Genomic DNA, 23,482 nt, shown 5'->3' on the forward strand with positions numbered 1-23,482 from the left:
TAAGTCCGGTAAGTCCGAAAGTCCGGAGGATTTTTTGCAAAATACAAATACATTGTAAGATTTGCCAATCATAACTTCTCTGCTTTAGATTTTCTAAATCTAAACATCCAACTTTCGGACTTCCCCAACTTCCGGACTTTCCGACTCCCCCGACTTTCGGACTTCCGACTTAAATTCCCTACCTTCGCACAATGAATTTTTCGTCCAAATTGCTGGAAAATGCTGTAGCCGAATTTGCTAAATTACCAGGGGTAGGTCAAAAAACCGCCCTACGTTTGGTGCTGCATTTACTTAACCAGGATAAGCAGGATGTTGAACGTTTCAGTACCGCGGTAACCAAACTTCGCAACGAAATACAGTTTTGCCGGGTTTGCCATAATATCTCTGACCAGCCGGTTTGCGAGATCTGCTCATCGCACCGCCGCGACCACAGCCTTATCTGTGTGGTTGAGGATACCCGCGATGTAATGGCTATTGAAAATACCAATCAGTTTAATGGCGTTTACCACGTGCTGGGCGGCTTAATATCGCCGATGGATGGCGTTGGGCCGTCAGATTTGCAGGTGGATACCCTGGTCGAACGTCTTAAGCCAACCACAGATAACGAGGTTAAAGAAGTGGTTTTTGCCCTCAGCGCCACTATGGAAGGTGACACAACCTTGTTCTATCTTCATAAAAAATTAAAAAATTTCAATATTACCATCACAACTATAGCTCGTGGCATAGCTTTTGGTGGTGAATTAGAGTACGTAGATGAGATAACTTTGGGCCGTTCCATAGCTACCCGCGTTCCGTACGAAAATTCACTATCTAAATAGCATGAAACTATCTATAGTTGTTGTAAGCCATAATACCTGCAACCTGCTCAGAATTGCCCTGAATGCAGCGGTCAGGGCTGCTCAGGACGTTAGTCATGAGGTTTTTGTGGTCGACAATGCTTCGGCTGATAAGTCGATAGCCATGTTAAATACTGAATTTCCGGATGTAAAGATAATAGCCAGCGATAAAAACGAGGGCATGGCCCGGGCATATAACCATGCACTTAAACTGGCTACGGGCGAGTATATTTTACTGGTCAATGCGGATACTATTACAGGCAAGAAGACTATAGAAAAGGCCCTTGAGTTTATGGATCTGCATACCGACGCCGGTGGTTTGGGGGTACGTATGATAACTCCTGAAGGTAAATTTTTAAAAGAATCAAAACGCGGGTTCAACAAGCCCTGGGAAACCTTTTTCAAGCTAACCGGCCTGGCAAAACACTTTTCAAAATCAAGGCTTACCAGCCCGCAAAGTAAAGACTGGGTTGAAGAGTTTCAAACCTCCGAATCGGATATCATCAACGGTGCGTTTATGCTGCTGCGGAAAGAGGCGCTTAACCAGGTAGGAATAATGGATGAGCGTTTTCATACCTATGGTTATGATATCGATTATTCATATCGGATCAGGCTTGCCGGGTTTAAGAACTACTATTTCCCCAAAACATATATCATCAATTTTAACATACAAAACAAGGTTAAATTTAGCTGGGCACACATTAAAGAATATTATGGGGCGATGATTATCTTCGCGTCCAAATATTTATTTAAGGTGCCCGAACTTAAGGTGGAAGGCATCCCCCAGCTAATTCCTCCTTCGTATGAAGTTAAATGATAAGATTGTAATCATCACTGGTGCTTCGTCGGGCATCGGGAAATCACTTGCTTATGAATGTGCTAAACGCGGCGCCAATGTGGTACTGGCGGCAAGGCAATATGTTACCCTTTGCCAGCTTACCGAACAGTTGGAGCGGGAATATAAAATCAAAGCATTAGCTATACAGTGTGATGTAACCAATGAAGATGATTGCGCTCAGCTTATTAAACAAACCCTTATTACTTTTGGTAAAATTGACGTATTGATCAACAACGCAGGCATCACTATGCGCGCCCTGTTTAAGGATGTAAAAGTGGATGTGCTGAAACAGGTGATGGACGTTAATTTTTGGGGAATGGTTAACTGCATCAAATATGCACTGCCCGAAATTACTAAAACCAAAGGCAGTATAGTAGGTGTATCATCTATAGCAGGCTACAAGGGTTTGCCCGGCCGTTCAGGTTACTCGGCATCAAAATTTGCCATGAACGGGTTTTTAGATTCATTGAGGATCGAAAATCTTAAAACAGGGGTACATGTATTAACAGCCTGCCCTGGCTTTACGGCATCAAACATACGCAACACCGCTTTGAACAGCGAAGGTAAACAGCAAGGCGAGAGCACCCTCGAAGAACAAAAAATGATGAGCAGCGATGAGGTAGCCAAACATATTGTTGATGGCATTGAAAACCGGGTCCGCACATTAACCCTCACCGGCCAGGGCAAACTTACTGTAGCCCTGAGTAAATTTATACCGGCATTTTTAGATAAAATGGTTTATAAGCATTTTACCAAAGAACGGGACCCGCTTCTTCGTTAGTCATTCTTTCATTAGGTCATTGAGTCATTGCACTTACGCTGCAAAAAAAATGACTTAATGACGCAATGACCTAATGAATGATATCATATGCACTGATCCTGCTCAAATCCAATACAACGCGGCCTGTTTCGTCGCGCTCAAAGGCAGGTTTAAATTTAGCGTCCCATACAAAATCGTCGTATTGGTATGAAGTACGGGAATGGACGGTTTGCGAAAAAGTATCGTCGAAAGTTTTCAGGATTACCGCAAGGCCGGCTTGCCTGCGTTCAAGCTCCTCGGGTGTGATATCTTTAATCGGGCTGTTTTCATCAAGCGGATGAACTACTGTCCAGTTCAGGGTTAAGATACTAACCCGGGTTCGTTCCAGTTCGAGCTGGAAGAATTTACGTACGGTTTTGCCGTTTTCCTCGTCGTTATAGCTGAAAACTACTTCCATTTCCAGGTCGATGAGGATATTTCTGCGTTCGTTGGCCAGGCGAAACATCAAACCTTTACCACCGTCGCGATAGGGCGCGATAAGCACATTGCGGCTATACGTGATCTTGGCCGAGGGGCGCGAAAAACGACCGTAAAGTAAACCGGTTGCCAAAGCAAAAGCCAGCAGGCCCATCATTGATTCGAGCGCGGCGATGGTATTGGGAATCATGCCCCTGGGACTAATATGGCCATAGCCTACGGTTGATATGGTTTGTGCTGAGAAAAAGAAGGAATCCATAAAACGGTCAAAATCGGTATTGCCGCTTTTGCCGTCAAGCACATCGGGACCTAACGAGAAATAAATGAATGCGAAAATAATGTTTACTATAAAGTAGCAGCTAAAAACTATGAACCAAAACTTGCGCCAGCTCATGGTAATGAGCGAGTGGTAGTTGTTTGATGTAGTAAAAAACGGAAGGCCAGTACGTTTTACATTGATAGTACCATCCTTATTTATAACCGGCTGGCTTTTAATAACCGGCTGGGTACCAAAACCAAGATCATCTTCGGGATTAATTTTCTCTTTATGTATAGCCATGGAGCTAATTACTGAATTATGAGTTATTGAATTATCGATTTTTAGAAAATGTTTACAGTTTACTCTGATCTTCTACTAATTTAGTAGCTAAATCAATAATTCAGTAAATCAATAATTCAATAAATGTACTGTTCTGTTTGTTTTTATAAAAACTATTTACATATTTGTGCCAACAAGTAACAATGACAAAATTAAACAACAATTGGTGGTGGCTTAACGAGTAATCGTAAGGCAATTCCATGTTTGTTTAAAAGATATATTCAAAAAGGGTTGCCATACGGCAACCCTTTTTTTATGCTTCGCCCTCCGGCCCCCTAAAGGGGGAGTAACGGCAAAAGGGGGTAAAAACTTTAACAATAAACTACCCCTTTAGGGGGTTGGGGGGCATATGAAACAGATATTAAATCATCTTTTTGAACACAAAACCTTTAGCAGGGAACAATCAAAAGGCATTTTGATCAATATTGCGCAGGGTAAGTACAACAACGCGCAAATGGCAGCTTTCATGACAGCCTATTGTATGCGAAGCATTACCGTTGAAGAACTGGAAGGCTTTCGCGATGCCATGCTGGAACTTTGTCTGCCCGTTAACCTGGAAACCGATGGCCTCATTGACCTTTGCGGTACCGGAGGCGATGGTAAGGATACTTTTAACATTTCAACGCTTGCTTCATTTGTTGTTGCGGGTGCGGGGTATAAGGTGGCCAAGCATGGTAACTATGGGGTATCATCGGGCTGCGGTTCATCAAATGTGATGGAGTACCTGGGTTACCAGTTTACCAATGATATTGACAAGCTGAAACGGAGTGCCGAGGAAGCTAATATCTGTTTTCTGCACGCGCCTTTGTTTCACCCGGCTATGAAAACCGTTGCGCCTATCCGCAGGGAACTGGGTGTTAAAACCTTCTTCAACATGCTGGGGCCTCTGGTTAACCCGGCGAAGCCCGATAATCAATTGGTAGGGGTGTTTAACCTGGAGCTTGCCCGGGTATACGCTTACCTTTACCAAAAATCAACTACAAAATATACTATCATAAACGCCCTGGAAGGCTATGACGAAATCTCATTAACCTGCGATTTTAAGACCTTTTCGGCAGATGGTGAAAAGATCAACAGTGTCGAAGACCTTGGATTTGAAAAGCTTGATCCTAAAGAAATCATCGGCGGCGATACTGTGACAGCTTCGGCAGCCATATTTAGTTCGGTGCTTAAAGGCGAAGGTACCCCAGCCCAAAATAACGTGGTACTGGCTAACGCCGCGCTGGCCATTAAAACCATCGGCCCTGAAAAAACTTTTGGTGATTGTTTTTATGAAGCCGAAGAAGCATTGTTAAGCAAAAAAGCGCTGAGGAGTTTTAATACTTTATTACAAAACTAAACCATGAAAATAAAGGTTTGCGGTTTAAAACATCCTGAAAATATTAATGCGGTTGCTGCTTTACAGCCCGACTATGCAGGCTTTATTTTATATGGCAAATCGCCACGCTATATGGCAAACCTGGCGACAGATGCGTTGCAAACTATACCCGCCTCTATCCAAAAAACGGGTGTTTTCGTAAATGAAAGCTCTGAAAATATTGATCGCCTGGTCACTGAATATGGCTTTAACGCGGTTCAGTTGCATGGTGATGAAAGTCCGGAATTTTGCGCTGCTTTTAAAGGTAGGGTAACCGTGATCAAAGCTTTTGGTATTAACGAAGATTTTGATTTTGAACAGTTAAAAGATTATGCCAACAATGTCGATCTTTTCCTGTTCGATACCAAAACAAAAGAATATGGAGGCTCAGGCAAAACTTTTGACTGGGCTATTCTTGATCAATATAAACTGGACATTCCCTTCTTTTTATCAGGAGGGGTGGGGCTTGAAAAATATAAAAGAGGTTAAAAACATCACACATTCCCAATTTTATGGGGTTGACCTTAACAGCAGGTTTGAAAATGAGCCCGGCTTGAAGAATATCGAAAAATTAAAAGAGGCATTTAAAATCATCAAAAATAAAACACAACAGATGAAATACGGAGTTAACGAACAAGGTTATTATGGCGATTTTGGGGGAGCATATATCCCCGAAATGTTGTACCCTAACGTAGAGGAATTAAGGGAGCAATACCTCAATATCATAAATGACGATGATTTTAAAGCCGAGTTTGATGATCTGCTTAAAAACTACGTCGGCCGGCCTTCTCCGTTATATCATGCCAAAAGGTATTCGGAAAAATATGGCGCTAACATATTTTTTAAGCGGGAAGACCTGAACCATACCGGCTCGCATAAAATTAACAATGCCATAGGGCAAATCCTGTTAGCAAAACGCCTGGGTAAAAAGCGTATCATTGCCGAAACCGGCGCAGGTCAGCATGGGGTGGCAACCGCTACCGTATGCGCGCTCATGAATATTGAATGCGTTGTTTACATGGGCGAAATTGACATGGTAAGGCAGGCGCCGAACGTTGCCCGTATGAAAATGCTTGGCGCTAAGGTTGTACCCGCCACATCTGGCAGTAAAACACTTAAAGACGCTACCAACGAGGCCCTGCGCGATTGGATAGGCAACCCGGTTGATACACATTATATCATCGGCTCTGTAGTTGGCCCGTATCCTTATCCGGATATTGTAGCCCGTTTTCAATCTATCATATCGCAGGAAACAAAGGCCCAGTTGCTTGAGCAAACCGGCAAGGAGTTACCGCAATATGTGATGGCCTGTGTAGGCGGGGGTAGCAACGCTATGGGGATGTTCTATCATTTTATAGAGGATGAGGCTGTGAAACTGGTAGCTGTTGAAGCGGCAGGTAAAGGCGTAAATAGTGGTGAATCTGCCGCTACAACAGCTTTGGGCGATGAAGGGGTGCTGCATGGCAGTCGCACCATATTGATGCAAACCGAAGACGGACAGGTGGTTGAGCCTTATTCAATTTCGGCGGGACTGGATTATCCGGGTATAGGGCCGCAGCACGCACATTTGTTTAAAACCGGCCGCGGGCAATATGTAAGTATTACCGATGAGGAGGCTTTGCAGGCAGGCTTACTTTGCTGCCAGCTTGAAGGGATTATCCCAGCTATTGAAACAGCCCACGCTTTGGCGCAGTTAGAAAAAATGAAGTTTGAAGCCAACGATAATGTGGTGATCTGTATTTCGGGCAGGGGAGATAAGGACCTGGATACGTATATTAATTATTTTGGGTACTAATTGGTTTATAGTTGATGGTCTATAGACCATGGCTGATCAGTGAAAAAAATCAACAATAAAAAATAAAACCATGGACTATGGTCTATCGTCCATAGACAAATAAAATACAATGAACCGTTTAAACAAACTTTTTGCATCAAAAAACAATAACCTGTTATCTATATACTTTACCGCCGGTTACCCAGCGCTGAACACTACAATTGATATTGCCGAAGCCCTTGAAAAATCAGGTGCCGATTTCCTTGAGATTGGTTTCCCTTATTCTGATCCCGTAGCTGATGGCCCGACTATTCAGCATAGCTCAGAGGTAGCATTGGAAAATGGCATGAGCCTTAAAGTTTTGTTTGAAGAGCTTGCCGAACTGCGCAGCAGGGTAAGTATTCCTATTTTGCTCATGGGCTATTTTAATCCCATTGCACAATATGGTGTTGAACGGTTTTGTAAAAAGGCTGCCGAGGTAGGTGTTGACGGTATTATTGTACCCGATCTGCCGATCTATGAATATGAAAAAATGTACTCGTCATATTTTATCGATAACGGCCTGAGCAATATATTCCTGGTAACCCCGCAAACATCTGAAGAGCGCATCCGCAAAATTGATGAACTGAGCAACAGCTTTATCTACCTGCTGTCGTCATCAACAATAACCGGCTATAACCTGAAACTGAGTGATAGCGTAGAAGAATACTACAAACGCATTACCGCGATGAAGTTAAAGAATCCAACCATTATTGGTTTTGGGATTACTGATAGCAGCAGCTTTGCCAAAGCATGTAATTATGCCAATGGGGCAATAATAGGCAGCAAATTTGTGAAGCTTTTAGGCGAGGAAGGTTATATGGATAAGATTGACGGGTTTGTGAAGGGAATAAGGCCGTAAGCCGATATTTCTCCACTGCGTCATTGCGAGAAAGAAGCAATCCCCGATAGACAGAGCCGATCTGTGTAGTTGGGATTGCTTTATTTCTTATATTGATTTGAGCGTAAGCTGTTTGTTGTTAGTTTTTTTTGATTGGATGATGTGGACGTTGCCTGCGGCCCGGGCTTTCCGTTACAAGTCCTCGCTTTGCCTGCCCCGATGCCTACCCGCGCTGTGGGCTTTCCGTTACAAGTCCTCGCTTTGCCTGCCCCGATGCCTACCCGCGCTGTGGGCTTTTCACTACAATCCCTAACGCTGCCTGCGCACAATGCCGATAAACACAAAAAGCTTCTGTCCATCCGTGTACTTGTGTTACTATCTTATGGACGGGTTGTGGACGGGTTTTACTACTTGCAGAGCTAAAGAAAGAAACTTGATATAAATAAAAATCTATTCGTATATCGAATTATAATTATATCAATTACATATCTTTATTAAAATCCTTATCACATGTCTGACGACGAAGAAAATGAAGTATCAAGCAGCTTAGATAAAAGCATAACAAGCATTGGTGAGATTACTGGAATTGCTATAGCTTTAGCGGTAGTTTTTTCGCTAATACGAAATTACATTTATTACTACTTAAAACTTCACATACCTATATTTCAATATTTCGAGATAGCAGATATTGCATTAGTTGCTCCTACAGCTATTTGGTGGGCATTATATTATGGAAGTGTTGAGGCTGCTAATCAGCTAATCGAAAGCAAGAAAATTATAGGTCTACAAAAATGGGGATATGTAAGCCTTCTATATTGTTTTGCCATATTTCTTATGATATATGGATATCAAAATGATCCAATCATACGAACGGGTATTAGCTTAACTTTCGTACTAAAATATTGGTGGACTATAATTTTAATTTCTGCTTATGTTTTAATTAGGATGCGAGCTAAAGAAACCGGAAGCGATTTTTTTAGGGATAATCGTATTGTCGGCATATTTATATTAGCCATTTGGTATGCACTATTTGATAGCTTAGCCAGCTATTCAACCTTGCAGAAGCCAAATCATCAACTTCATGCAGTTTTAAAACTAAAATCCGGGCAAAAGATAATTACTGGCCAAACATACCATTTTGCTGGAAGAACTAATGGATACTGGTTTCTTTACAACTCAAAGACCCATTTCGTAAGAACGATAAAAAATGATGACATTGATTTAGTTGACTTTGATACCTATATTAATAATTAGAGCCTTACGATATAGAGTAGATTGATCTTCAGTCCTAAAAAGATTTATATTATATACACTAAACCCATCATTATGCCATGAGTGACTTTCAAAATAAAACAGAATATTACCTTGAAGATATCATTTCATTAATCGACAATGAAGTCGAAGAATCCATTCACTTAGATTTTAAAGAAGCCGGATCTTTTGACAAAAGCGATGGAAAAAAGAAAGAGATCTCCAAAGATGTTTCTGCGTTCGCAAACTCGGATGGAGGCATAATAATTTATGGCGTTAAAGAAGAAAATCATAAAGCTTCGGGATTATCATACATCGATGGAAACATATACACAAAGGAGTGGTTAGAACAGACGATAAATTCATCAGTACAGAAAAGGATTGCAGATTTAAAGATTTATCCTATTAGAAGTGAAGGGAATATCAATCAAAGTATCTATGTAGTCAAAATCCCTAAAAGCTACGATGTACCTCACATGTGTAGAGACAAACGCTTCTATAAACGGTTTAATTTTGAATCTGTTATGATGGAAGAATATGAAGTAAGAGAATCTTATGGTAGGAAACTAAAATCCAAACTCCTTTTAAAAGAGTGGTCAATCGGGAGGCAGAATGATAGGAGCAACCCGATTGGAAGAATTAAACATATATTTCAAGTAGATATCTTTAACGAAGGAGATGTAATCGAATCTGATTTTAAAGTTAACGTGTATTTCATAAACTATAATAATCTCATTAATATAACATGGGATCAGTATCAAGGATATGAATTTACACGTCTAAATAATAATAGAATGAAAATTTCTTCAAACGGTAAGACTACAATTTATCCCAATGAGCAGATAAATGCAATGCGCTTTAACTTCGATATTCCTGATGATAAAATTGCAAGTGCCTTGAAAGATTTAAAAATTGAAGTGATTTTATTATATCAGAATGGAGAAAGTAAGATGGAAGGAGATGTAAAACAACTTGAATACAAGTTATTATTGGAGTATCCCAATCAACGTTAACCACCGTTGCCCCGCTACCGCAAACGTTCTCCCCAACTGGCGCGGGTATGCAGCGTTGAGAAAGCGTGGCGTACTCGTGACTTTTTAACCAAGGACACCCAGTACAGTTCGCGATTGCTTCGTGCCTCGTAATGAAGTGGTAGTGAGTGCGATGGATTACAGGACGGCTATGCTTCCGTGCGATTGCTTCGTTCCTCGCAATGATGGTTTTAATTATATCACTTATCTCTCAACCATGGCGTTGCCTGCGGCCCGGATTTTTCGTTACAAGTCCTCGCCCTTTCTACCCTCGATAACCACCTCGCGCTGTGGGCTTTTCACTACAATCTAACGCGCCCGCCATACAACATAGCTAAAGCAGATGTAGTGTATTACAAATACAACTCCAAATCACCTTTACCTTCACGAACAATATCAAAGTCGCCGGTAGTGCAATCAACTATGGTTGATGGGATGTTGTCGCCATAACCACCATCGATCACAATATCCACCAGGTCTTCATATTTTTCGTGGATCAGCTCCGGATCGGTTGAGTACTCGATAATATCGTCGTCGTCCCTTATAGATGTAGAAAGTATCGGATTACCTAACACACGCACAATTTCGCGGGCTATATTATTGTCTGGCACCCTGATACCAACCGTTTTTTTGTTGGAGCTGAGCATTTTGGGAACCATATGACTGGCATTGAATATGAATGTAAAGGGCCCCGGTAATGCCTTTTTCAGTACACGGAAAGTAGTATTGTCAATGGGTTTGATATAGTCAGAGATATGGCTTAAGTCGTAGCAAATGAATGAGAAGTTAGCCTTTTCGGGTTTGATATTTCTGATCTTGCAAATGGCCTCAATAGCGCGGTGGTTGGTAATGTCACAACCCAAACCATAAATGGTATCGGTAGGGTATATGATGAGGCCGCCTTTTTTTAACACCTCCACCACCTGCTCAATAGCCTTTGGATTAGGGTTTTCGGGATATATTTTAATTAGCATAAGTATAAGAACAAATATAAGGCTACTTAGTTTAAAAATGAGGCTTAAACGCGCTTTAAATCATGTGTTTGCGATGATTTATACTGTAATGCGGAAAACTTACGAAGTTTTTAAAACTTCGTAAGTTTGGTTGGTTCATAACAAACAAAGCCATCCCGATTAAATCAGAATGGCTTTGCTATTTAAATTTTAACCTGTTTTGCTGTTTCAATAATGCCGTGTTGTTTGGATCCTTTAACAACAGCGGCATTTTAAAAGTTAAAACACAGCAACAGTATTAAAACAATTAAGCTTGTTTAGTGAACTGGATGTTGATCAACAATTTAATGTCTTCGCCAACTACAATTGAACCTGCTTCGGTTACACCATCCCAGGTTAAACCGAAATCTTTACGGTTAATTTTGCCGCTGATCTCGAAACCAGCTTTGGTGTTGCCATAAAAGTCAGCAGCCGAGCCACCAAATTCTACGTCGAGGGTTACCGGTTTGGTTTGATCTTTAATGGTCAGGTTGCCTTTCAATTCATATTCTTCATCATCAGTTTTGGTGAATGAAGTTGATTTGAAAGTGATCTGAGGATATTTTTCGGCGTCAAAAAATTCGGCCGATTTCAAGTGCTCGTCGCGTTGTGTCTGATTGGTGTCAATGCTGTTGATATCTAAAGAGAAATCAATTTCAGCATTTTCAAAATCATCATTATCAGTTAATAACTCACCGTTAAAGCTTTTGAAAAAACCACTCACGGTTGAAATAACCAGGTGTTTAACTTTAAATTGTACTTCTGAGTGCATAGGGTCAATAACCCATTTTGTTGCTGTTTCTGTTGCCATGATTTTTATTTCTTTTTTGTTGATACAAAGATAAGCACAAAAATAGATGTTTAAACATGTATTTTTACTTTGTGACTTTAAACCGACATTGAGTAAGTTTCTTAACCACAAATTTGCCCTATTGTTTAAATTATAAATCTATTTTTATCAAACTTAATAGCCGCTTCATATAAAATTAACTATCCATGAGAAAGCTCTTCGTTGTTTCGTTCTTTATCATATTCAGTATGCTTGCTTTGTGGACTGTCATCTGGCCACCCGCTGCATGGTCGTTCCTGTTCATTGGACCTATATATCTTATTGGTTTTTATGATATGGTGCAGCCTAAGCATAGCATTGTGCGTAATTACCCGGTATTTGGCCACCTGAGGTATTTGATGGAAGAGTTAAGACCTAAAATATACCAGTACTTTATTGAAAGCGATACCAACGGTACACCCTTTAACCGTCAAAACAGGAGTGTAATTTACCAGCGAGCCAAAAAGGTTGATGACACCCGTCCCTTTGGTACCGAGCTTGATGTATATGATAACGGCTACGAATGGCTTAACCACAGCATCGCCGCTATTGATCACCATCAATTAAATATGGATCCGCGTGTAAAGGTTGGCGGGGCGGCCTGTACGCAGCCTTATATGGCCAGCGTATTCAATATTTCGGCTATGAGCTTTGGTTCGTTGAGTATGAATGCTATCCTGGCCCTTAACGGCGGTGCAAAACTGGATAACTTTGCCCATAACACCGGGGAAGGTGGTTTAAGCGATTACCACTTGCAACCAGGCGGCGATATCATTTGGCAAATAGGCACCGGTTATTTCAGTTGCCGCCATAAGGATGGTACTATGAACTACGATGCCTTTGCCGAACGCGCGGTGCTGCCACAAGTGAAAATGATCGAGATCAAGCTGTCGCAAGGAGCAAAGCCTGGTCATGGGGGGATATTGCCCGCTGCCAAGGTAACACCTGAAATTGCACGGATTAGGCTGGTGGAGATGGGGGAGGATGTGGTTTCACCGCCATACCATACCGCATTCACCAATCCATTGGAGCTGATGGTATTTATTCAAAAGCTTCGGGATCTTTCAGGCGGCAAGCCAATCGGATTTAAATTGTGTGTAGGTCATAAAAGCGAGTTTTTAGCTATTTGCAAGGCTATGGTCAAAACAGGCATTACTCCTGATTTTATTACTGTTGATGGGGGAGAAGGCGGCACCGGCGCTGCCCCGCTTGAGTTCAGTAACTCGGTAGGGATGCCGCTGCGCGAGGCTTTGGCTTTTGTTTATGACGCGCTGACCGGGTTCGATCTTAAAAAACATATCAAGCTTATAGCATCAGGAAAAGTAGCCACGGGTTTTGACCTGGTCAAAAATTTTGCCCTCGGCGCCGATATGTGCAACAGTGCCCGTGGTATGATGTTCGCCCTTGGCTGCATCCAGGCGCTGGAATGCAATACGAACACCTGCCCAACCGGTGTGGCTACACAGGATAAAAGCCTGATGAAAGGCCTCGTAGTGGATGATAAAAAAGTACGTGTGGCTAATTTCCACCGGCAAACCGTGGGCAGCGCCATCCAAATGATAGGTGCCGCCGGTTTAAGCAAACCGTGCGACCTGCACCGCATGTATATTTACCGCCGTGTTAACCACAGCCAGATCCTGACTTATGGTGAGCTGTTCCCTTACATCCCCAAAGGCAGTTTGTTAAACACACCTTATCCGGCATCGTTTGAGTTTGATATGGCCATCAGCAGCGAAAATACGTTTGTGCCTGATTATAGCGGGATTACAAATGTTGACTATAGCAATGTGAGTTCGTATTGAAGAAATTTGAGGCTTGGTGATTAGATATTAATTAAAAATGGGGCGATTGCCGGCTCAAGCACGAATGCCTGAACCGGCGGGTTATATTGCGAAAGCCCCGCGCTTAAATAGGGATTGAAAACATTTAACAGATCTGTTAGCATAATTAATGTCCTACACTTACCACCCTCGTCACTTTCCATTGCCCGTCCTTATACTGCCAAATGTGTACAAATTTCATCAGACCGATTACCGGTTGGCCGTTTTCGGTATGTGTGAAACGATGCGTACCCATTTCAATAGCGCCAAAGCCGGGCATGGGGTAAACCTCAAGCGTTTCTTTAAGCAGGTCGCGGCGCAGGTCGGCGGCTTGTTTGTTTTCAAAAATTCCTTTAAAGCCGGCCATGGTGCCTTCATAACCGGTTAAGCCCTTACCATCGTTATAAAATTCAACATCGGGCGCAAACAGCGTTTTCATCACTTCTAAATTACGGCTGTTAAAGGCGTTGAACATTACACTGTCCATGTGTGCGATGGTGTTAAATAACTGCTGGTCTTTGGGTTTAAAGGCCTTGGTTTGCGCTTTGGCAACGGAGGCAGACAGTATTGCGGCAAAGCCAATAATAAACAGGGTATAGGTTGATTTTTTCATGATATGATAGAGCGTCTAATAATTAATTTACATAAAATAATTATATAATGTTAATAAACAGAATGTTAAGTTTTTGGCTTTGTGCGTTCAGTTTTTAGCTTTATATAAATGTATTAAATATATCATCATGACGCGCCACCATGACCGATAGTGACAGTTGTACCGACCATTTTCATGGTGAAAAAAACTGTATAATGCTACTGCAATTCATAATTAAGTAAAAATGCTCCCGATTAACATAATTTAACGGTTTATGCCCGGCGCCGGTGTAATATTTAGACTGCATTTTACGTAACTTTACTTATAAAATTAAGCGCAATGAAAAGGAATATCTTTATGATAGGCTTGATGCTTTTAGGCGGTTTGTTTAGCGGCACCGTAAAGGCCCAGGAAACCGCATCGCTGGTTGCCGATCAAAATCCACGCTACATGGAAAGCCAGGCAAAATATATCAGGGTTGCCGATACCCTGAACAGCCTGCACGGGGTAACCATACAAAATACTTACAAAGCTTACGATTGGTATGAAGCCAAACTGGAACGCCGCCGTCAAAACCGCGCGTGGCGGCATGAGGAACGCATGAACGGATATTATGATTATTCACCGTCATGGGGCTTATATGGCGGCTACTCTTATTCGCCATTTTTAAACTATGGATGGGGCAATCGCTGGGGCGGCTATTATGGTGGCCGCTGGGGTGGCCGTACAAGCATCGGTATCGGTTTTGGCTGGTAACAAATTAAGCAGCATTCAATCTAACACATCATAATTTATAATATACTACAAATGAAATTTAACAGGATTTTAACAGTTGCTGCATTAGCAGTTTCAGGGATTTTTATAGCCTCATGTTCAAGGCAGGTTACACGCGTTAGCACCGACCAAACTATTGATGTTAGCGGCAACTGGAATAACAGTGATGCACGAATGGCAGCCGATGAGCTTACCGGCAAAATTTTAGGTGCTAACTGGATAGATACCCACCTTAGCGAGCACCAGGGTAAACGCCCGGTAGTTATAGTTGGCTTTGTACAAAATAAAAGCCACGAACATATTGATGCCGAAACATTCTTAACCGATATTGAAAGCTCATTCATCCAATCGCAAAAAGTACGTTTGGTGCAGGGCGGTAAAAAACGTGATGAGTTACGTGCCGAAAAGGCCGATCAGCAAACAAACGCTACGGTATCGAGCATGAAAAAATTTGGCCTGGAAAACGGTGCCGATTATATACTGCAGGGCTCAATCAATTCAATAGTTGATTCGCACAAACGCCAAAAAGTTGTTTACTACCAGGTAAATCTGGAGCTTACCAACATTCAAACAAATGAAGTGGTTTGGATAGGCGAAAAGAAAATTGCCAAATACGTTAAAAACTAAACCTGGTAAACATCATTGCCCTGAACATGGTACGCCTGTGTTCGGGGCAGTTTGCATTTAATAATGATCAACTTACGTACGCATATTCTCCAGGTATTTTCTTTTATCGGGCTGATGCTTTTTTTATCGGCGTGTTCAACCTATAATCAAAGTGTTGCTCCTTATTACAAAAATGTATCGGCCGGTAACTATCCACAGGCCGAGAAGGAGCTTGATAATAACAGCCTGATTCAAAAGCCCCGAAATAAGCTCCTGTACCTGATGGAGAAGGGGAGGATCTGCCATTTAAAAGGCGAGTACGAAAATAGCAACAACTACTTTAACCAGGCCGATCAGTTGCTTGATGAAGGTTTGACCAGCGCATCTGACGCCGCTGTTGGCGTTTTGCTTAATTCCGCATCGCAAAGGTATAAAGGAGAGGATTTTGAAAAGTTCATGATCCATTATTATAAGGCGCTCAATTATTTGTACCTGAATAAAACAGAGGATGCAATTGTTGAAGCCCGTCGTATTACTTTACAGGCTCAGGAACAGGGCGATAAGTATAACAATAAAGACAGCCGTTACTCAAACGACGCTTTTTCGCTGACGTTGCAGGGGATGTTGTACGAAAGCAACAACGATGTAAACAATGCATTTATATCATACAGGAACGCGGCTGAGATCTATCTTAAAAGTCCTGATAAAACTTATTACGGTACCCCGATGCCCGTTGAACTGCAGGAGGACGTGATCCGCACGGCAAAGCTGAACGGCTTTACAACTGAAGCTGACCAGTTTGAAACAACCTTTGGCATTAAATATGAACCTGTAAAACCATCGGAAGGCGGTGAGCTGATATTTTTTTGGGAGAACGGCCTTGCCCCGGTAAAAACGCAGGTCGACCTGTTTTTTAGCCTGATCCGTAACAGCAACGGCGACTTGTTTTTTACCGATGCTGCCGGAGGCCTGGTAATTCCCTTTAATTACGACGGTGACAGGAACAGGGTAAACACCAAGTCGGTTGAAAGCCTGCGGGTTGCATTTCCTAAATATGTTGCGCAAACGCCATATTATTCAAGCGCAAGTATCTCGGTTAATAACCAGGATGCGTCATTGGTAAAAGCTGAAGATATTAATGAGCTGGCATTTAAAACTTTGCAGCAGCGTGCATTAAAAGAGATGAGCGGGATCCTGTCGCGCCTTGCGGTGAAGAAGATAGCCGAATATTCGATACGTGCAGCTGCCAAAAGTGATGGCAAAACCAACGGGTTATTGGAAGGACTTGGTTACGGCATCCAGCTTTACAGCTTACTATCTGAAAAAGCGGATACCCGCAACTGGCAAAGCCTGCCGGCTTATATTTCTTATGCACGGATCCCTTTGCAAAAAGGAGATAACCAGGTACATATTACCCTTAAAAATGCCCAGGGCTCTACTGAAACCAAAACCATTACTATACAAGGGAATGGCAGGTTGCAGTTTTATAATTATGCTACCTTGCGATAGCTGGCAACAATATTTGAGATTTTTATATAAATAAAAAAGCCATTTGCTGTTAAGGGCAGATGGCTAATTTATATTGATAGGGTTTAGGTTCGATATTTAAATACTTTTCTAAATATTTTTTAAAAATAGCGTTAATATTATCACCTTGAAATACCCCTTTTTCAGTATATTTCGTTATTTTATGGGTCGCGTTAAAAAAAACTAAAATATCTACTTAATTATCAACGCAGTAATCTTTCGGGCGTATTGAACCATCAATAGTTTTCATCACATATTGAAAGCAGGTTTAAGCCAGTTGTTTTTCTGTTACCGAGATCAGGTTTACCAGTTCGTTCCCGGCAAGTTCAATAGCGCCGTCATTTTGTATTTCGATGCAGTTTTCGAGATTGGTATTGAGTTCGGCAGTGCGGGCTATACGGTTGGCTATTTCTTCAGCGTTTTCCCGGCCGCGCCCAACCAGGCGACTTGCAATAACTTCGGGGCTCGCCGTTACTAATATCACTATCAGATCGGGGTAGAGCCGCTGCGCAACAGGCAGGTACTCGCGCGACCCGTTAACCACCACATTGAAGCCTTTATTAAGCCAGTTGTTTATTTCCTGGCCTATGCCATAGTATTTATCGTGGCTGGCCCAGCTTAAAGCAAACATCCCAGCTTTGCTCCTTAATGCAAATTCCTCATTGGTTAAGCTAACGTGGTTCTCGTTGCCAGAAAATGGAGGCCGGGTGATATACCGGTGCGCAAATACCACATTTTCCGATCCGTTAATTTGCTTGCGGGCATAATTCATCAGCGTGTCTTTGCCTGCTCCGGATGCGCCAATAACATAAAATAGCTTGCTCATGGTGTTTTTTATGGATGAAAGGGGCGGATTGTTTGAATCCGCTATATTTTGAATGGTAAAATTACCGATTGACGGCAGGTTGTTTATAGTCAATTTATTACAAGTGTTGTGGTGATGCCGAAATGATCGCTCGGGTACAAGCCGGTTTCTTCATCAGGCACATTTAATACCACTGCCGAATCAATAAACCGCGGATAATTATCCGTACCAGGGAAGGGCAAAGTAAAGATCTGGTCAACACATACCTGTTTGTTGGCTTTGTAATAGGCGTCCGTAAGGCTGTATCTCGGTTCTGCACCATTACCTTCGGTATAACAGTCAGCAGCTTTAGATAATTCCCGGAAAGCCATAACCGCTTCCGAATCGGGTGTAGCATTAAAGTCGCCGCAAATAATGTGGTATGGCTTTGGGCTTTCCTCAGTAACAAAACCCGCGAGGGCTTCGGCCTGGGCTTTTCTTAGGCCTTTATGCTGGCCCAGGTGTGTAAGATGGGTAGTGGTAACAGTAACTATTTTTCCCGATGGCAGGTTTACGTTTGCCCGGAAAGCTTTACGGTCGTTATCTTCGGCTACTACGGGTAAATCAAAACTCCCGGTTTCGGTAACCGGGTAAACTGATAATATGCCCAGGCCCGATGTGCTGTTAACCATACTCCCTTCAAACAGGCGTTTTTTCGATCGGCCGGGTAAAAAACAGTAGTTCATATTTAATTCGGCAGCCAAAAATTTCAGGGTATCGGCATTTGCTTCTTCGCTGTAAAAACATTCCTGGCAAGCTATAACATGAGGTTTTAATTGTTTAAGTTGTTTGGCAAGTATGCCCATGCGCACCCGATACTCACCATCACATTTCCATGTATTTATGGTGACAATTTTAACATTTTCCACTCAGGCAATATCAGCAATCTAAATTATACAATCAACATTCGGTAATTATTAACTGATAACACCGGCCTGGCGATGCTGACCAGGAGCCTACCGGTTAACCCGTGTAAAATTTACAGTATAAAAATTCCAATTGAGCGTGGCAAGAGGCAAGGTGTTTTCAGTAAACAGGTTAATAAAACTGGTGGATATTTATTTTACCTTTTTAAACAAAGCAAGTGAAAGTGCATTGCCCTTTAACCTTTAACCTTTAACCTTTAACCTTTAACCTTTAACCTTTAACCTAAATTTTCATTTTTTTTTGAAAGTTTAAAAACTTGTTTATATTTGTGCATGGAATTGGCAGAGGCAAAGTTAAAGTTCATTGAGGCCTGGGGTAAGCTAGGGTCGGAGTGGGGGATTAACCGCACCATGGCCCAGGTACATGCTTTGCTGATGATCTCGCCAGAGGCTTTGACCACTGAAGAAGTGATGACCGAATTAAGTATATCACGCGGTAATGCCAATATGACCCTGCGCGACCTCATTGACTGGGGTTTGGTTGAAAAGCAGCATAAAACAGGTGAGCGTAAGGAGTTTTTTTACGCAGAGAAAGATGTGTGGACTATTGCCCGCCGTGTTGCCGAAGAACGTAAAAAGCGCGAGCTTACACCAATCATTAAGATACTTGATCAACTTGCCGGAGTGAATGGCGATGCAAAAGATCCGGCTTATAAAACATTTAAAACCACGGTTACTGATATAAATAAGCTGGCTAACAACGTGAACAAAACACTTGATACCATGCTCAAGGCCGAAGAGAACTGGTTTTTTGGTTCGATATTGAAAGTGTTTAAATAAATTTTTTTATAAATAAATTTCAATTTTTACTGAAAATTCTAAATAATTAATAATAACTAAATCTTTAACATTATGAACTACTTTATTTTAACCTATGTTATTTACCTGTTGGCAAGTGTAGCATTAACAGTATGGGTGGCCAAAGTGCTGTTTAAAAACGGGCGTATATTTTTAGTGGATATTTTTCACGGCAACAGTGAACTGGCCGATTCTGTGAACAAGCTGCTTGTAGTAGGCTTTTACCTGGTAAATATAGGCTATATGAGCCTGGCCTTAAAGGAGTATGGCAATATTGCCAGTATGCAGGTAGTGGTTGAGGTACTGAGTTATAAAGTGGGCTGGATAATTTTAATATTGGGCGGTATGCATTTCCTAAACCTTGTCATTTTCTTTAAGCTGCGTAACCGCGCTAAACGGGAAAATGCATTTACTATAAATGTTTAGTTTTGTTTTGATTTGACGGGGTAGGCGAGTATTTGCCTGCTCCGTTTTTTTCGGGAATATATCCTGTATATCAGGCGGCACTTCTTAACTGCCTGTTTATACTATCCAGCAAAACATCAATGTCAAAAGGTTTGGCTATAAAATCATCGGGCGAACCGGCTTGGCTTAGCATACCCGGATTATGGCTTGCCGAAATTAATATTACAGGTATGTTTTTAGTTTCCTGCTGATTTTTAAGGGTTTTGCAAAGTTCACGGCCATCTAAATTGCCGAGCATAATGTCAAGCAAAATTAAATCAGGCTCGTGTTGCTTTATCCGGTCAAACAAGTTTCTGCCTTCAGTTAAGGTATCAACCTCATAGCCTGAATCTTCCAGTATATATTTTATGATTTCTAAAATATCTTTGTCGTCGTCCACCGCTAAAATCCGTCGCATAGGTAAGTTGTTAAAAAGATGTATCAGCAAAAAAAGTCAATGGCGATATGGCTTTATACAATATCGAGAAACACTATGCAATTTTTATACCAAGTATTAGGCGTAACTATCTTAGTTCAAATTTGGATTTTATGAGGCTTTATAAGGGAATGCTCTGTAATTCTGTACTTATAATGATATACAACGGGTATATTGTTGTATACAAATAAGGTCGGGGCTTTAAAATGACAGTACAAGAAGGTTATAAACGCAGATTACCTGCATTTTCTGAAGTAACAGGGTATCAAAACACTAAAGAAAATTGATTAATGGAAAATTATTTGATGAAAACGTGAGCCGGCTTTTTGCACTTTGCGCAAAAATATTTCCTGACCGGTATAAAAAACAGGATGTTTTTCAAAAACCAACTCCTTCGCATCTGGAAATGGTAAGGGGCTCCGCATTTTGAACAATAATATCTTTTCTTTGACTTGGCTTCGTTTTCTTCCACAAACTTAAAATAACAGGCAGCCAAAATACAATATCTATATTATTGGCGAAGAAGAAAAAAAGGAAAAGTACTTTTAAGTAAGTGTTAATTTCTTTTTATGAAATTAATTATCGTAATATGTATCTCTTGCGCTGGCATTTGTAGCACATGTACCTCTTTAGCGGGAGAAAAAACAAAACTTTTTTCACAAAAAAGCCTCTGGGCACACGGTTATCAAGCTCTGATTTACACCTTGGGCATACCGGCGCCTTTTTTACTTCTGTTTTCTCGTGTTCGTTTATTGATAGTACCATAATACAATCAGGGGCTTATTGTATTTAACTAATTATTTTGCTTTAACCTATAAAACAAAGTTAAAATAATTACCAATATTTCAACCGTGCTGTTTAAGTATTGATAATTAATCAATTTATGCGTTAAAAATGTGCTGTATTTATAATGCAGGAAGCTTTAAAGCGCTTTCTTTGCTTTTTTTATAATTATTATCCCGGTTTGGCAGAATAAAGGAATGAAATAAAGGTTAAATGGATAGTGCAAGGGGAGGTAAATTGACCGTTGAGGCAGGGATTACGTTTTTAAAGCAGGTTATTAACCTTTTCAACAAGTTCGGTCAAATCAAATGGTTTGTTGATTATTGCGTCGCACCCGTAGCTGATGAGCTCATTTTCATTGTTCACATAGGCCGAGAATATAATAACAGGAGTATTGCCAAATTTAGGATGTACTTTTATGTTTCGGCAAATTTCGCCGCCATTAGTACCAGCCACCCGGTAATCAAGTATAACAAGATCCGGTTCAAAGCTCTCAATCAGCGGAAGCACATCGGTGCTTATTGATGTGCTTTTGACTTCAAATTGTTCATAAGTAAGGGTTTCATGAACAATATCAAGTATGTCTTGATTGTCATCCAATACTAAAATACGCTTTACCATAATAAAAGTTAAAGAAATAAATGCCGAAAAGGTATTAAAGTATGCGTTAAAATTACAGTATCCTGTAAAGTAGTGGTTTGGGTTTAATCTTATCGGATAAAACTTTAATGCAAAATTAAAACTATTTTTTATAAAATTAATAAAACAATGTTATAAATAGCAACATGTTGTATGTTAGTTACACAAACTGCTTGTTTTTCAAGTACAAATGGCAAAATTAAAAGGCTGATTGATTATTGAGACCGGGTTATCAAAGCTTTTACCATATAAAAACCCTAAACTCAAATTTTGTTGTTACTTTAGTTGACATCAGCAGGTGCCCTATACTGAGGTTGCACGCCCGCTGGCCACACATAACCTATAACTTAATGGTACTGTTAACTATCTTTTTTTGTATTGTTTTACTGGTTTTGTTGGTGAGCCTGGTAAAAATAAACCCTTTTATTGCCTTTCTCATTGTTTCGATAATTGCAGGTTTGTTGCTGGGCATACCCATTAATAAAGTAACCGCTTCCGTTCAGAAAGGCATGGGTGATATTTTAGGTCAGCTGCTCATCATTATTTGCCTGGGCGCTATGCTGGGCAAGCTGGTTGCTGTAAGCGGGGCCGCGCAAAAAATAGCAGGTGTACTTGTTGCCGCCGTAGGCGAAAAATATATTCAATGGGCGCTGGTTGCAGCTGGGTTTATTATAGGCATTCCGCTGTTTTATGGTATTGGCTTCGTGCTGATGGTACCGCTGATATTCTCGGTGGTTTATAAATATAAACTGCCGGCTGTGTATATAGGCTTACCTATGTTGGCTTCGCTGTCGGTAACGCATGGTTTTTTGCCCCCGCATCCATCGCCATCGGCGTTAGTGGCCTTGTTTCATGCTAATATGGCAACCACCTTTATTTACGGGCTTATGATAGCTATTCCGGCTATTATACTGGCGGGGCCGGTATTTGCACAGTTTCTTAAAAAAATCCCATCGGAGCCGCTGGCTACTTTTAGGGCTGAAGAATTACCTGCCGAAAAGCTGCCCGGCGCGTTCAATAGCTTTTTTACAGCTTTATTGCCGGTTTTGCTTTTAATGCTTACCGCGTTTTTTCCATACCTTAACATACAGGATCCGGGTGTAGCAAAGTTCATCACATTTCTTGGCGATCCATCAATTGTTATGCTGATAGCGCTTATGGTTGCCACCTATACTTTAGGTGTAAAGCAAGGTAAAAGCATGGGCCAGCTTGCGGGCAATTTTACTGATGCGGTGAAGGATGTGGCCTTGATATTATTGATCATAGCGGGATCGGGCGCCTTTAAGGAAGTTTTAACCGCCAGCGGTGTAAGCGGCCAGATAGCAGCGCAACTGCAGTCGTTCAATTTGCCGCCACTGTTATTAGGCTGGGTGATAGCCGCTATTATCCGCGTTAGTTTGGGCTCGGCAACGGTTGCCGGACTAACAGCTGCAGGCATTGTTGCGCCGCTGGTTTTGCAAAATCATATTAATCCCAATTTAATGGTATTATCTATCGGAGCCGGTAGCCTGGCATTTTCGCACGTAAACGATTCGGGTTTTTGGCTGTATAAAGAGTATTTTAATTTAAGTATTAAAGATACTATAAAATCATGGTCGTTAATGGAAACGCTTGTTTCTGTTATAGGGCTTGCGGGAGTAAGTATTATTAACCTGTTTATTAAATAAAAA

Annotated in this window: 24 protein-coding genes; 16 read left to right on the plus strand and 8 right to left on the minus strand. The window is 41.4% G+C overall.

What is annotated here, in order from left to right; all coding sequences use genetic code 11:
- Positions 1-191: 191 nt before the first annotated feature.
- From recR to ABID99_RS05420, 3 genes are read left to right on the plus strand one after another with little or no spacing between them, the layout of a single operon-like run.
- Positions 192-818 carry a recombination mediator RecR gene (gene recR / locus ABID99_RS05410; RefSeq protein ID WP_112654519.1) on the plus strand — a complete coding sequence of 209 codons (627 nt, stop codon included), beginning with the start codon at positions 192-194 and terminating at the stop codon, positions 816-818.
- Between the two features lies 1 nt (position 819).
- On the plus strand, positions 820-1,653 hold the full coding sequence (locus ABID99_RS05415; protein WP_373613108.1) for a glycosyltransferase family 2 protein: 834 nt from the start codon (positions 820-822) through the stop codon (positions 1,651-1,653).
- Complete coding sequence (locus ABID99_RS05420) at positions 1,640-2,455, plus strand: SDR family oxidoreductase (protein WP_091174440.1); 816 nt, start codon at positions 1,640-1,642, stop codon at positions 2,453-2,455. Before ABID99_RS05415 ends, ABID99_RS05420 begins: the two co-directional genes overlap by 14 nt.
- A gap of 70 nt (positions 2,456-2,525) precedes the next feature.
- On the opposite strand, the gene ABID99_RS05425 is transcribed toward ABID99_RS05420, so the two are convergent.
- Positions 2,526-3,470 (minus strand): ion channel, encoded by a 945-nt coding sequence (locus ABID99_RS05425; RefSeq protein ID WP_373613109.1) that lies wholly within the window; start codon positions 3,468-3,470, stop codon positions 2,526-2,528.
- 388 nt (positions 3,471-3,858) lie between these two features.
- Between ABID99_RS05425 and trpD the strand changes: the two genes are divergently transcribed.
- From trpD to ABID99_RS05455, 6 genes are all read left to right on the plus strand, one after another.
- Entirely contained in the window at positions 3,859-4,848 is a 990-nt protein-coding gene (trpD, locus tag ABID99_RS05430) for an anthranilate phosphoribosyltransferase (RefSeq protein WP_090533082.1), read from the plus strand.
- Between the two features lie 3 nt (positions 4,849-4,851).
- On the plus strand, positions 4,852-5,355 hold the full coding sequence (locus tag ABID99_RS05435) for a phosphoribosylanthranilate isomerase (protein ID WP_373613110.1): 504 nt from the start codon (positions 4,852-4,854) through the stop codon (positions 5,353-5,355).
- Between the two features lie 124 nt (positions 5,356-5,479).
- Entirely contained in the window at positions 5,480-6,661 is a 1,182-nt protein-coding gene (trpB, locus tag ABID99_RS05440) for a tryptophan synthase subunit beta (RefSeq protein ID WP_373615894.1), read from the plus strand.
- 109 nt (positions 6,662-6,770) lie between these two features.
- Positions 6,771-7,541 (plus strand): tryptophan synthase subunit alpha, encoded by a 771-nt coding sequence (gene trpA, locus ABID99_RS05445; protein ID WP_373613111.1) that lies wholly within the window; start codon positions 6,771-6,773, stop codon positions 7,539-7,541.
- Positions 7,542-8,030: 489 nt separating this feature from the next.
- Positions 8,031-8,774: a hypothetical protein gene (locus tag ABID99_RS05450; RefSeq protein ID WP_373613112.1), complete on the plus strand. Its 744-nt coding sequence runs from the start codon at positions 8,031-8,033 to the stop codon at positions 8,772-8,774.
- 77 nt (positions 8,775-8,851) lie between these two features.
- Positions 8,852-9,784 (plus strand): helix-turn-helix domain-containing protein, encoded by a 933-nt coding sequence (locus tag ABID99_RS05455; RefSeq protein WP_373613113.1) that lies wholly within the window; start codon positions 8,852-8,854, stop codon positions 9,782-9,784.
- Positions 9,785-10,155: 371 nt separating this feature from the next.
- On the opposite strand, the gene ABID99_RS05460 is transcribed toward ABID99_RS05455, so the two are convergent.
- Positions 10,156-10,776 carry an L-threonylcarbamoyladenylate synthase gene (locus tag ABID99_RS05460; protein WP_090533076.1) on the minus strand — a complete coding sequence of 207 codons (621 nt, stop codon included), beginning with the start codon at positions 10,774-10,776 and terminating at the stop codon, positions 10,156-10,158.
- A 286-nt stretch (positions 10,777-11,062) separates the two neighbouring features.
- Positions 11,063-11,605, minus strand: a complete 543-nt coding sequence (locus tag ABID99_RS05465; RefSeq protein WP_090533071.1) for a YceI family protein — start codon at positions 11,603-11,605, stop codon at positions 11,063-11,065.
- A 185-nt stretch (positions 11,606-11,790) separates the two neighbouring features.
- Between ABID99_RS05465 and ABID99_RS05470 the strand changes: the two genes are divergently transcribed.
- On the plus strand, positions 11,791-13,425 hold the full coding sequence (locus ABID99_RS05470; protein ID WP_090533069.1) for an FMN-binding glutamate synthase family protein: 1,635 nt from the start codon (positions 11,791-11,793) through the stop codon (positions 13,423-13,425).
- A 145-nt stretch (positions 13,426-13,570) separates the two neighbouring features.
- Here ABID99_RS05470 and ABID99_RS05475 read toward each other — a convergent pair whose 3' ends face one another.
- Positions 13,571-14,056 carry a nuclear transport factor 2 family protein gene (locus ABID99_RS05475; protein WP_090533067.1) on the minus strand — a complete coding sequence of 162 codons (486 nt, stop codon included), beginning with the start codon at positions 14,054-14,056 and terminating at the stop codon, positions 13,571-13,573.
- A gap of 318 nt (positions 14,057-14,374) precedes the next feature.
- On the opposite strand from ABID99_RS05475, the gene ABID99_RS05480 reads away from it, so the two are divergent.
- The 3 genes from ABID99_RS05480 to ABID99_RS05490 all read left to right on the plus strand — a co-directional run bounded on the left by ABID99_RS05480 (position 14,375) and on the right by ABID99_RS05490 (position 16,924).
- On the plus strand, positions 14,375-14,791 hold the full coding sequence (locus tag ABID99_RS05480) for a hypothetical protein (protein ID WP_090533065.1): 417 nt from the start codon (positions 14,375-14,377) through the stop codon (positions 14,789-14,791).
- A gap of 51 nt (positions 14,792-14,842) precedes the next feature.
- On the plus strand, positions 14,843-15,436 hold the full coding sequence (locus ABID99_RS05485; protein ID WP_373613114.1) for a penicillin-binding protein activator LpoB: 594 nt from the start codon (positions 14,843-14,845) through the stop codon (positions 15,434-15,436).
- A 63-nt stretch (positions 15,437-15,499) separates the two neighbouring features.
- Complete coding sequence (locus ABID99_RS05490) at positions 15,500-16,924, plus strand: hypothetical protein (RefSeq protein WP_354484277.1); 1,425 nt, start codon at positions 15,500-15,502, stop codon at positions 16,922-16,924.
- Positions 16,925-17,210: 286 nt separating this feature from the next.
- Here the strand turns inward: ABID99_RS05490 and phnN are convergent, their stop codons facing one another.
- Together phnN and ABID99_RS05500 are read right to left on the minus strand one after the other, a co-directional pair.
- Positions 17,211-17,768, minus strand: coding sequence for a phosphonate metabolism protein/1,5-bisphosphokinase (PRPP-forming) PhnN (gene phnN / locus ABID99_RS05495; RefSeq protein WP_373613115.1), 558 nt, complete (start codon positions 17,766-17,768; stop codon positions 17,211-17,213).
- 89 nt (positions 17,769-17,857) lie between these two features.
- Entirely contained in the window at positions 17,858-18,655 is a 798-nt protein-coding gene (locus ABID99_RS05500; protein WP_373613116.1) for an endonuclease/exonuclease/phosphatase family protein, read from the minus strand.
- A 330-nt stretch (positions 18,656-18,985) separates the two neighbouring features.
- Between ABID99_RS05500 and ABID99_RS05505 the strand changes: the two genes are divergently transcribed.
- Together ABID99_RS05505 and ABID99_RS05510 are read left to right on the plus strand one after the other, a co-directional pair.
- Positions 18,986-19,492, plus strand: a complete 507-nt coding sequence (locus tag ABID99_RS05505; RefSeq protein ID WP_090533055.1) for a GbsR/MarR family transcriptional regulator — start codon at positions 18,986-18,988, stop codon at positions 19,490-19,492.
- 72 nt (positions 19,493-19,564) lie between these two features.
- Positions 19,565-19,936, plus strand: coding sequence for a hypothetical protein (locus ABID99_RS05510; protein ID WP_090533053.1), 372 nt, complete (start codon positions 19,565-19,567; stop codon positions 19,934-19,936).
- A gap of 70 nt (positions 19,937-20,006) precedes the next feature.
- Here the strand turns inward: ABID99_RS05510 and ABID99_RS05515 are convergent, their stop codons facing one another.
- Positions 20,007-20,372 carry a PleD family two-component system response regulator gene (locus ABID99_RS05515; protein WP_090533051.1) on the minus strand — a complete coding sequence of 122 codons (366 nt, stop codon included), beginning with the start codon at positions 20,370-20,372 and terminating at the stop codon, positions 20,007-20,009.
- Between the two features lie 1,065 nt (positions 20,373-21,437).
- Entirely contained in the window at positions 21,438-21,794 is a 357-nt protein-coding gene (locus tag ABID99_RS05520) for a response regulator (protein ID WP_274987560.1), read from the minus strand.
- 368 nt (positions 21,795-22,162) lie between these two features.
- Here ABID99_RS05520 and ABID99_RS05525 point away from each other — a divergent pair, with 368 nt between their 5' ends.
- Entirely contained in the window at positions 22,163-23,479 is a 1,317-nt protein-coding gene (locus ABID99_RS05525) for a gluconate:H+ symporter (RefSeq protein ID WP_373613117.1), read from the plus strand.
- The last annotated feature ends 3 nt before the right edge of the window (positions 23,480-23,482 follow it).

It is taken from the genome of Mucilaginibacter sp. OAE612, from assembly GCF_041806395.1.
Classification (GTDB): Bacteria; Bacteroidota; Bacteroidia; order Sphingobacteriales; family Sphingobacteriaceae; genus Mucilaginibacter; species Mucilaginibacter rubeus.